Below are 10,519 nucleotides of genomic sequence, written 5' to 3'. Positions count from 1 at the left end.
ACAACGCCTGTGGAGATAATGTAAGACCCTGTTCGGAAGAACAGGGCAGATATCGATGAAGCAGGAAAATCAATGAAGTCAGAGTATGTTTTTTCATGTTTCTGGCAGAGATGCTCCATCAAATTGCACAGCAATTAGTTGGAGAGGTTCACTAGCTAGCACCTAACAACAGCTTGTTTCTATTTTATCCCCAAATTTCTTTTGCCACATCCACAATAAATTTTAATTTTTCCCATTGCTGTTCTTCGGTTAATTTATTGCCATGATGTGTGGAAGCAAATCCACATTGCGGGCTGATGCAAATTTGTTCAAGTGGAACATAATTGGCTGCTTCCTGTACACGTGCTTTGATTGCTTCTTTATCTTCTAATTCGCCGTTTTTAGAAGTAAACACCCCTAGCACGACTTGTGGTCCGCCTGCTGGAATACGTTCTAGCGGCTTGAAATTACCGGAACGCTCATCATCATATTCTAAGAAGAAGCCGTCTACTTTTTCTTTCGCAAAGAAACTCGGAGCGATTCGGTCATACGGACCTTCGAAAGCCCAGGCAGATTGATAGTTTCCGCGGCAAAGGTGAGTGGTGACTGTTAAGTCTTCTGGTTTGCCTTCAAGCACTCCGTTTACCACACGCAAAGCAAGGTCAATCAATTTTTCTCTTTCCAAATCGCTTTTGGCAAATGGAAGCTCCGGTGCACAAAGCCCTGCAATATACACATCATCCAGCTGCAGGTAACGGCAGCCCGCATTATAAAATGCTTGGAGTGCATCTCGGTAGGTTTGGATAATATCCTTCGCGAAATCTTCAACCTCCGGATAAATGTCTTCGTTGCGGATGCCGGCATTAAAAAATTGATTTGGGCTTGGAAGTGTAATTTTGGCCACTGCACGGTCACCCACGATTTCTTTAAATTCGATAAATTCTTTCAGGTGAGGGTGATCGGGATTAAAAGATACCTTGCCCGTCACACGCACATCATATGCTTCGGTTTCTACACCTTCAAATTTATATCCGTGGTCAGGAACATACCCTTCCACACCGTTTAATTGCTCCATGAAATCTGTATGCCAAAATCTGCGGCGGAATTCGCCATCCGTTACCGCTTGAAGGCCGACTTCAATTTGTTTGTCCACGATTCTTTTGATTTCTTCTGTTTCCACGGCGTGCAATTGTTCAGCTGTAATCGCACCCTCCGCAAATTTCTTTCTCGCATCATGAATTGATTGAGGACGAAGCAAGCTTCCTACGTGATCTGCTCTAAATGGCGCTTTAACCGCTGTTTTTGTCATTTGAATTCCTTCTTTCCTCTTGTTTTATGGAAAACGTTCTTCATTGGGGCTCTCCCCTGGATAGGACTGCTTTTCTCTTGTCTTATTGATGTGAGATAAATGTAACATGGAAAAACGTACGCAGGATAACACCTAAAATCTATTTCTTGTTATAACTTTAAGCTAGAACTACCGTAATTCTTCGTTATCCCTTTATTTAAATACGGAGATATATTCATCTCTCGGACCATTAGTTATAGGGATAGAAGTATACTCATGCGACTGCCACAAAAAAAGGCCTCTTCCCTATTCAATGAATGAAAGACCTTGTTTGGTAAATGAATGTTTGAAGGCTTCTTTCGCCCAGATTGTGGCTTCGGCATCAGGAAAGAGACTATGTACATTTTTTGCAGTATCATTGATACAAGTAAAAAAGATAAAAATGGTGGTGAAATGTGCATGCACTATAAAGAGTATGGAGATAAAAGCTCTGCGCTCATGGTCTTTATTCACGGCGGCGGGGTTAGTGGGTGGATGTGGGATAAACAAGTTGAATACTTTTCTTCACAATTTCATTGTTTAGTTCCTGATCTGCCCGAACAGGGAAACAGTAAAAGCGGAACACCCTTTACCATAAACGGAGCGGCTGAGGAAATCATTGCATTGATTGAGGAAGCAGGTAAAGGCAAACCTGTTATTGCAGTCGGTTTCTCGTTAGGAGCTCAAGTGTTAATCGCCATGCTCAGTAAAAAGCCAAAGCTGATTGATTTCGCCATAATTAATAGTGCTTTAGTGAAACCTATACCTTTAGCGAACATGCTAATCAAGTCTATGCGGTTTGCCTTTCCCTTTGTAAAGCTTAAAGCTTTTTCTAACATCCAGGCAAAATCTATGTATATCGCTGAAGACTACTTCAATATTTATTATCAAGAGAGCCGTCGAATCAGCAAGGATACATTTTTCCGAATCATGAACGAAAACATGTCATTTAAAATACCACAAAACTTCAAGAACGCACGCAGCAAAATAGTCGTTACCGTAGGAGAGAAAGAGAAAAAAATCATGAAAGATTCCATGACAGAAATCATGAAAAGCAATCCAAATTGTAAAGGTGTGATCATTCCTCAAATGGGTCACGGATTCTCTTTAGCAAATCCTCTGCTTTTTAACAACATGCTGGAAGAGTGGATTAAAAATGATGTTATCATAAATGAAGTAAAATAAATTTTGCAAGCACGATGTTAGCACTTCCCTTTATCGCCTTAAAAATCTTTATATATCATGCTTTGGGGTATTTCTTACAACATGCCCCCATTTTTGCCCTCCCCTTCTTTTTGTGCTTGTCTGCTGCCTCTACTTCTTTCATTAAAAAATACAAGGCCGTGAAATGAGAAAAATGAACGGAAACTTGATTTTATTCCTTTTATTAACTCTAAACAACCTGTTCAGATTGCGGTATTCCGAACTAGAACCACCTTCCGTGCTCACCATAACCATTCAATGGATCATAAAAATATGATTATCTATTGAGAATGCAACCCAGGGAATTTTACGCTGGTACTCCATAACATTGTTACCAAAATTCCATACCTGTACGAATGAATAAATAGAATATTAAGTATTTATTATTCAACAGATTAGTAGTAAGATAAAATTCAACAACAAGAAAGAGGTTATCATATGTATACATCATCATTATCCAAAGAAACAACTAAAACAAAAGTTTTAGTGATCAATGCTCTTTTTGTCGCGTTAACCCTGGTAGCCACAATGTTCATTAACATAAAGCTCCCGATCATGGGTAACGGAGGCCTTATCCACCTAGGTAACGTGCCTCTTTTTCTAGCAGCCTTCCTTTACGGCAGAAAAACAGGCGCAATTGCAGGCGCCTTCGGGATGGGCTTGTTTGATGTTCTTTCTGGCTGGGCCATCTGGTCACCGTTTACATTCGTTATTGTAGGTGCCATGGGCTTTGTAGCCGGTCTCATAGCAGAAAAAGTACCCGGCAAAAGAATGGTTGTTTTTGCATTGGCAGTAGCTGCTGCACTGGTGATCAAAATCGTAGGCTACTATTTTGCTGAAGTGATTCTTTACGGTAACTGGATTCAGCCATTCGGCTCTATCCCAGGAAACGTTCTCCAGGTTGTCGTAGCCGGTATTATTGTCGCGCCACTGGCAGGACGCTTAAGCAAAAGAACTAGACAGCTTTAAAAGATATAACGGCATAAGTAACCGGTACCTGGATAATCCGGCAGATGAAAAAAGACGAGTTAAACTCGTCTTTTTTTTTGCTTTTTTGAACGGATCCCTAGAAAAAAACCAATAGATTTTAATGTTCTAGAAAAAATAATCCATGAGTAATCGGACAATATTTTGTTATAATGAATCTATTAAATTACATAACAGGAGAAAAAAACCATGAAAAAGCCATTGAATGTTTTAGCTGCATCACTTGTAGCAGGGACAGTGCTTACTTCTTCCCTTTCGCCAGCGTTTACAGAAAATGCGCAGGCAGCTACAGAAAACAATTTGTCGCCACTGAATGCGAAAGCAGCATCCGTATCGTTTACGGATACAGAAGGAACAAGATACGAAGAAGCTGTTGCCTTTCTCTATGAAAGCGGAATAATAAACGGATTTCCCGATTTAACTTTTGGAGTTAATCAGCCAGTCAAGCGTGTAGATGCGGCTGTGATACTCGGCAAATACATGGGCCTTCACGCCAAATATCCAAACCCGCCTGTATCCGGATTTACAGATGTGCCAGAGCGGGCAGCTCTCTATGTCTCAGCGCTGAAGGCGGCAGGTGTTGTAAACGGCAAAACCACTACGGAGTTTGGTTCTGGATCTAACATTACAAGAGGCGAAGCCGCTATTATGCTTTACAATGCGCTTAAACATTCCCTGGATACAAATAATGAGCCGACTCCATTTACGGACGTTAAAGGAACAAGATATGAAGAGGCTGTCCGTGCGTTAACAGATCCAGGCATCATAGCAGGAATAACGAAAACATCATACGGCTCGAGTGCTTCTATTACAAGAGGCGCACTGGCGTTATTGATACACAGAGCCTATCAATACCAGCAGTCGTTATTCAATGAAGAGAAATCTGGATTTATCGCTTTTGGAGACAGCAATACATCCGGCTCCTATTTTCAAGCGGATTATCCAGAGTACCAGGACCATAAATGGACAGACCAGGTAGCTGCCCTTTACAGCCAGGATATGGAGGCAGATGTATATAACGCGGGATACAGCGGCAATACGACAGAACAAGGCATGAAGCGTTTTAAAACAGAAGTGCTGGATTTAAACCCTGGTATCGTTTCTATTATGTTTGGCATAAACGATGCGCTCATACCGCCTAATGGCACTCAGCCGCAAGTCAGTAAAGAGACATTTAAACAGAACCTGACAAGCATGATTGCCCAGCTCAGAGCGAGAAACGCACAGGTCATCTTAATGACAAATCCACCTGCTGTCGAAGAAACATATTATACATCCCAGTTAGCGAAGCATCCTCACATTGCAAGCAAATACGCTGGTAAAGGCGGACTGCGTAAATGGATCGACAGCTACAATGATATCATCCGCCAGGTGGCAAGAGAGCAGGCTGTTCCGCTTGTAGACGTTTACGATCTCCTAATCGATGAAGTGGGTGCTGAAACGGATGCAGCGATCATCAAGAGCGGGCTGATCGACGAAAAAGTAGGCATTCATTTAACTCCAAAGAGCAATGATATTGTAGCCCAGGCAGTAAAAGAAGTACTATCCGAAGAAGACAATGAGTACCTGCCATATAAATCAGGTGTATCCATCAAAACAGATAAAGAGGTTTATGACCTGTCTGCCGATAAGAGTGTGAAGATTACGTTATCGAGCATCACTCCTGAATCATACTACTTTACACCGGGCACTCTTCAGAAAAGAGTGAATAATAAATGGGTTACTGTAGAGCATACAGATGACTTCACTCCCCTGCCTGCTGTCGCCAGCCTCTTAAGGTTTAATCAGGCGATGTCAGACAGCATCTCACTTGATTCAAAGCTCTATAAAGAGCCGCTTACAGCAGGGGATTATCGAGTGGTGCACTCCCTTGCAAACGCTGAAGATGTACAAAATGAGTCACTGTCCCTTGTTTTATCAACAGAATTTAAAATGATTGAATAAAAAGAGCGGCTCTCATGCCGCTCTTTTTTGACCCCTTTTTATTTCAATGAAGCGATTTATCATAAAGACGCCTGTGACCCGATCAGAAGGCAGATGATGAGCAGCCAGTCATATCGAGGCAGGAAGGGAAGTGGCATGATTTGTGTAAAAGCCAGGGAGGCAAAAATAACAACAGGAAATAAACATGATAGGGCCTGCTCCCAACCAAAACGAATGAGTTGTTTTAGTGCTCGCGTAATCTGTGCTCTCAAAGGCTTTTTCTGAATATAGTAACCCACTTTATTTACCCTGGGTGTCTTCATTCATCATTTCGGTATTCTAGAATATCACCAGGCTGGCATTCCAAAGCTTTACAAATGGCCTCTAAAGTTGAAAACCGAATGGCTTTTGCTTTTCCATTTTTCAGTATTGAAAGGTTAGCCATCGTGATTCCAACCCTCTCCGAAAGTTCTGTTACGCTCATTTTCCTTTTAGCCAGCATCACATCAATATTGATTATAATTGCCATGTTTTTCACCTCAGACGATTAAGTCATTCTCTGATTTTATATCGATGGCTTCTTGTAAAAGCCTTTGAAGAACTGCGGCAAACACTGCAATGACCATTGAAGCAAAGATAGGGACCATTCCGATTAATACGAGACCTGGTGCGTCATCTATCTCCGCCATGATATAGACTAACGGCAAGGCTATCACATACAAGCCGCTGATTATGATGGCACAGTTTTTTATATTCTTTAGAGCCCTTACAGATAATTTCGAGAAAGCTTTGTTCTTGTCAATATAACTTAAAAGTTTAAAAGCTTGATACAGAGCAATGTAAAACGGTACCGTCGATACATACATAACCATTAAAATGCCATATACCACAAAAGCCACATCTGCGCCTCTTTCTGCTGCTTCATTTGCTTCAGTCGCTATTTGAGGCAACAAAAATAGACACAAAGCAAGAACTGGAATTCCCATAAGAATAACAGCTATTTTTAAAAAGAGTGTTGACCCTCGTTTCATAAAAAACACCTCACCTATTTATTGTTAATTTGAATTTAACATGATATTTATCGTTTTTCAACAAAGTATTATTGATTTTTATTATATTTTTATTCTTACATAAATATTCCTTTAATCCTAAACAGAAACAAAAAGCATTCCTCGTTACAAAGGAATGCTCCATAAAAACTAAAACGATTCAATTTGCGCTTGAATCCTGTACATCATCGAGATTTTTGATCAAACCTTGTTCAAAATCCACACATGTCTTTCCCCCGCCTTCGCAGCAGCAACACTTTCTCCTTAAAATTAGGACATCCTTAGATTCCGAAATAAAAACATGCCTTGAAGCATTCCTTCGGGTAACCTTTACCTTAACAAGCTGTCGATAAACCCGCAACTTGTTGAGTGTGTTCTTTTGGCAGCCAAAAACACTTTTTCACAGGGAAAGTTATTTTCTTTCATCCAAACTAGTAACGCAAACTATACCATTGAGTGTAGAAGATCATATGATATAGGGCAGGGTACATTTTGATCCTGCTATTTTAAGAAAGAGAGGGGGATTTTTTATGGGCTTTAGATGCTACGACGATAATGACTATTCTGATGTTTGGTTTAATCCAAACCACGGTAGTGATGATCGCAAACGCCGCCGGGATGACCGCGATGATGTGAGAGGTGTCAGAGACGATCGCGATGATGATCGCAGACATCACCGGGATGATCGCGATGATGATCGCAGACATCACCGGGATGACCGCGATGATGTGAGAGGCCGCAGAGACGATCGCGATGATGATCGCAGACATCACCGGGATGACCGCGATGATGTGAGAGGCCGCAGAGACGATCGCGATGACGATCGCAGACGCCGCCGGGATGACCGCGATGACGACCGCAGAGACGATCGCGATGACGACCGCAGACACCGCCGGGATGACCGCGATGACGACCGCCGGGATGACCGCGATGACGACCGCAGAGACGATCGCGATGACGACCGCAGACACCGCCGGGATGACCGCGATGACGACCGCAGAGACGATCGCGATGACGACCGCAGACACCGCCGGGATGACCGCGATGACGACCGCAGAGACGATCGCGATGACGACCGCAGACACCGCCGGGATGACCGCGATGACGACCGCAGAGACGATCGCGATGATGATAAGAGAATACCTTGGATCTTTACTTTATAATGTGATTTTCAAAAAAAATAGAGACTGTCCCAAAATTCATTCATAACGACCTGGGGATAGTCTCGTTTTTTGATATCTAGTATTTAAATAGCTTTGCATCTTTTTCATAAGGTGATTGTTAAGAGTTATTTCTGCGATAGAGATCCCGGCTCTTGTAACCCGCTCCAAGTATCATTTTCATTTCCTCGCGCCGCTTTGCTTTGGTGGCCTCCTGTTTAGCACTTATACACATAACGAGCCCAATCTTTACGGTATCCTGGAGTGAGTGACTGAAAGAAAGCAAGTAACTCCGGAGTATCCTGCAAATCCTTTTCCACATGTGGAATCATTTCGATATAATCGTCTACGCATTGACTGGCTTTTGTAGAAGTATTCTTTGTGTTACGGGATTCCTCTTTCAGACCGACAACCGTAAACACGTCATCTAACCCAACCATACGTGCAAATTTAATGTTACTGGTCCCAAGGTAGCCATTTTCCCCTGCTCCCAGTCCATTCATTAGCTCGTCTCGATGAATAAATGTTGTATACACTTTATTCCCCTTTTTTGGATAAGCCAAGAACATATAGCCATTCTTATTTAAATGATTTTCTTCTATCACCTTGGATACGGTTGCTTTTAAAGACTCCATATCTAACACAAAGGCAAAGATAAGGTCATATTTGCTATTGGCTAGGTCAGTGTCATAATTGTGTAACTCTGTTAAATAATCTGCTCCATCTGGCAAGTTTAATACTGCTGCTTTTTCATATTTTTTTAGGTTCAATTTTTCCACTATTGTTTTCGGCATCCTTAACCATCCTTAAAATTGCTTATTCTACTTATAGTGTAAGAGCATCCTTCACAGTTAGCAACGTTATAGGCATTAACCAAATAATATGTCTGTTTCTCAAATCGGTTATCGTTTTTCCATAGTTTATCTATAGTCATAGGATCCAGTGCTGGCAAAAATGACACTCCATATCAACAAAATTAAAATAGCCTTTTAAAAAACTTCATGAATTATCCGATCATAAACCAAACCGTATAAGACAAAATAAAACCAAGCTGGATACTAAAAATTAAACTAAAACAGATCAGCTTATATGTCACCTCCAAACAAGCCATATTTAAAAGCTTTTTAATTTTTCAATTATGTATTCACTTTTCTCTTTCTATCCATACTAATCACAATGTAAAGAAAAGGGTGAAGTCATGATGCTTAAAATTGTCTTACCGGTTATTCTTTTCATATTCATGATTACCGGCCTGAGCCGGTATTTGCTGATAACGCCCAGAAAAGATCTAGTTAACGTTTCGACCAAGGCATCTTCCAAGCCTGTAGTCGTATTCGTCATTGACTCACTGATGGATCAGCCCCTACAAAAAGCAATAAAAGAAGGAAAAGCACCTGCATTTGAATTCTTAATAAAACATGGCCAATACTATTCTGACGTGGTCAGTTCTTACCCTACCATGTCCGTCACCATCGATAGTACCTTGTTAACGGGTACATACGCCAATGATCATAAAGTTCCTGGCCTTGTCTGGCTCAAAAAGGACGAAAACCGAGTCATTAATTACGGTCCTGGAAAAATCGAATTTTTAGATATTGGCGCAAAGCAAATATTAGCAGACAGTTTAATTCACTTAAACAAGGCACATCTAAGCCGGTATGTTCCCACCATTTATGAAGAGCTGGCAAGAAGCGAAATCCAGTCTGCTTCCATTAACGGACTGATCTATCGTGGTAATCAAGTTCATCGCTTACACATTCCAAAACTTTTCACCGGCATGAATCTGCTGCCACGCAATGTAGAAGTAAACGGTCCTTCTCTTCTGTCCATAGGAAGCTTGACACAATACAACCAGGAAAATGATTGGTCTAATCATATATGGAAAAGTACTGGCGTAAACGATTACTTTACGGCAAATGAACTGAAATACTTTATCCAAAAAAATCAGCTGCCGCCTTTTACGCTGGCCTACTTCCCCGATCTGGACCGTGATATTCACAAAAACGGACCAATGGAACAGAAAGGTATTGAAGAAGTGGATAAGCAGCTGCAGATGATTTTGAATGCCTATCCATCATGGGAGGAAGCGATTCAAAAGATGACCTGGATTGTACATGGAGACAGTGCGCAATCTGCTGTTATAAATGATCGCAGCAAGGCGCTGATTGATTTAACCATATTATTGGATCAATATACTCTTTGGACACCGGATCAGCCGTCTAACAAGGAAATTGCTTTAGCTGTTAATGAGCGCATGGCGTACGTTTATCTGCAGGATGAAACGATTAAGATTTCTGATATTTCAGCAAGATTAAAAGCCGATTCCAGGATTGGCTTCATTGCCTGGAAAAAGGGAGAGACGGGTTATGTAGTGTCGTCAAAATCCGATACGCCTTTTACTTTTTCCCCTGACGGCCCATACACAGATTCTTACGGACAATCCTGGACGCTGAACGGAGATCCTGCCCTTTTAGATTTATCTATTAATGAACAAAATGAAATCAGCTATGGTGACTACCCGGATGCCCTTGCAAGATTAGATGGAGCCCTTCGCTCACACGAAGGCCGGTATATCATTATTGATGCCAAACCGGGTTATGAATTTGTTGAAAAAAACAGTCCGAATCATGCAGGAACAGCAGCGCACGGCTCCTTGCATAAAGCAGATTCTGTCGTTCCTCTGATTATCGCAGGAACAGATCAAGCACCTAAACATTTGCGATTAGTTGATTTCAAAGACTGGCTGGTAAAACTCGCCAAATAACACAAACAAGAAACGGCAATTTTTATATGAAGCCATTTGGTCCTGGTGAACCTCTCCACTTAAATCAAAGATTTTGATGAAGCATCCCTTATTTCGAACAAAAATTAGCGCTTCCCCCACCACATCG

At 41.5% G+C, this 10,519-nt stretch carries 8 protein-coding genes and 2 pseudogenes; 4 read left to right on the top strand and 6 right to left on the bottom strand.

Features of this window, described 5'->3' with window-relative positions; translation table 11 throughout:
* Positions 1-184: 184 nt before the first annotated feature.
* Positions 185-1,288 carry a 5-methyltetrahydropteroyltriglutamate--homocysteine S-methyltransferase gene (locus M3221_RS19785; RefSeq protein WP_251273424.1) on the bottom strand — a complete coding sequence of 368 codons (1,104 nt, stop codon included), beginning with the start codon at positions 1,286-1,288 and terminating at the stop codon, positions 185-187.
* A gap of 438 nt (positions 1,289-1,726) precedes the next feature.
* On the opposite strand from M3221_RS19785, the gene M3221_RS19780 reads away from it, so the two are divergent.
* The 3 genes from M3221_RS19780 (at position 1,727) to M3221_RS19770 (ending at position 5,440) form a co-directional block, all read left to right on the top strand.
* Entirely contained in the window at positions 1,727-2,491 is a 765-nt protein-coding gene (locus M3221_RS19780) for an alpha/beta fold hydrolase (protein ID WP_251273423.1), read from the top strand.
* A 456-nt stretch (positions 2,492-2,947) separates the two neighbouring features.
* Positions 2,948-3,478: an ECF transporter S component gene (locus M3221_RS19775; RefSeq protein ID WP_251273422.1), complete on the top strand. Its 531-nt coding sequence runs from the start codon at positions 2,948-2,950 to the stop codon at positions 3,476-3,478.
* 207 nt (positions 3,479-3,685) lie between these two features.
* A complete protein-coding gene (locus tag M3221_RS19770) occupies positions 3,686-5,440 on the top strand; it encodes a GDSL-type esterase/lipase family protein (RefSeq protein WP_251273421.1) in 1,755 nt (584 codons plus the stop codon).
* Between the two features lie 80 nt (positions 5,441-5,520).
* Here M3221_RS19770 and M3221_RS19765 read toward each other — a convergent pair.
* The 5 genes and pseudogenes from M3221_RS19765 to M3221_RS19745 form a co-directional block, all read right to left on the bottom strand.
* Positions 5,521-5,679: pseudogene (locus tag M3221_RS19765) on the bottom strand (DUF817 family protein); the annotation flags it as partial.
* 59 nt (positions 5,680-5,738) lie between these two features.
* Positions 5,739-5,948, bottom strand: coding sequence for a helix-turn-helix domain-containing protein (locus M3221_RS19760; RefSeq protein ID WP_242237644.1), 210 nt, complete (start codon positions 5,946-5,948; stop codon positions 5,739-5,741).
* Between the two features lie 10 nt (positions 5,949-5,958).
* Positions 5,959-6,450 carry a DUF2975 domain-containing protein gene (locus tag M3221_RS19755; RefSeq protein ID WP_251273420.1) on the bottom strand — a complete coding sequence of 164 codons (492 nt, stop codon included), beginning with the start codon at positions 6,448-6,450 and terminating at the stop codon, positions 5,959-5,961.
* Between the two features lie 524 nt (positions 6,451-6,974).
* Positions 6,975-7,553 carry a hypothetical protein gene (locus M3221_RS19750; RefSeq protein ID WP_251273419.1) on the bottom strand — a complete coding sequence of 193 codons (579 nt, stop codon included), beginning with the start codon at positions 7,551-7,553 and terminating at the stop codon, positions 6,975-6,977.
* Between the two features lie 196 nt (positions 7,554-7,749).
* Positions 7,750-8,422 (bottom strand): annotated as a pseudogene (locus tag M3221_RS19745) (YdeI/OmpD-associated family protein).
* A gap of 407 nt (positions 8,423-8,829) precedes the next feature.
* Between M3221_RS19745 and M3221_RS19740 the strand changes: the two are divergent.
* Positions 8,830-10,392: an alkaline phosphatase family protein gene (locus tag M3221_RS19740; RefSeq protein WP_251273418.1), complete on the top strand. Its 1,563-nt coding sequence runs from the start codon at positions 8,830-8,832 to the stop codon at positions 10,390-10,392.
* Positions 10,393-10,519: the final 127 nt, after the last annotated feature.

Source organism: Domibacillus indicus, assembly GCF_023715895.1.
Taxonomy (GTDB): Bacteria; Bacillota; Bacilli; order Bacillales; family Domibacillaceae; genus Domibacillus; species Domibacillus indicus_A.
This window is presented reverse-complemented; position numbering and strand designations above follow the sequence as displayed.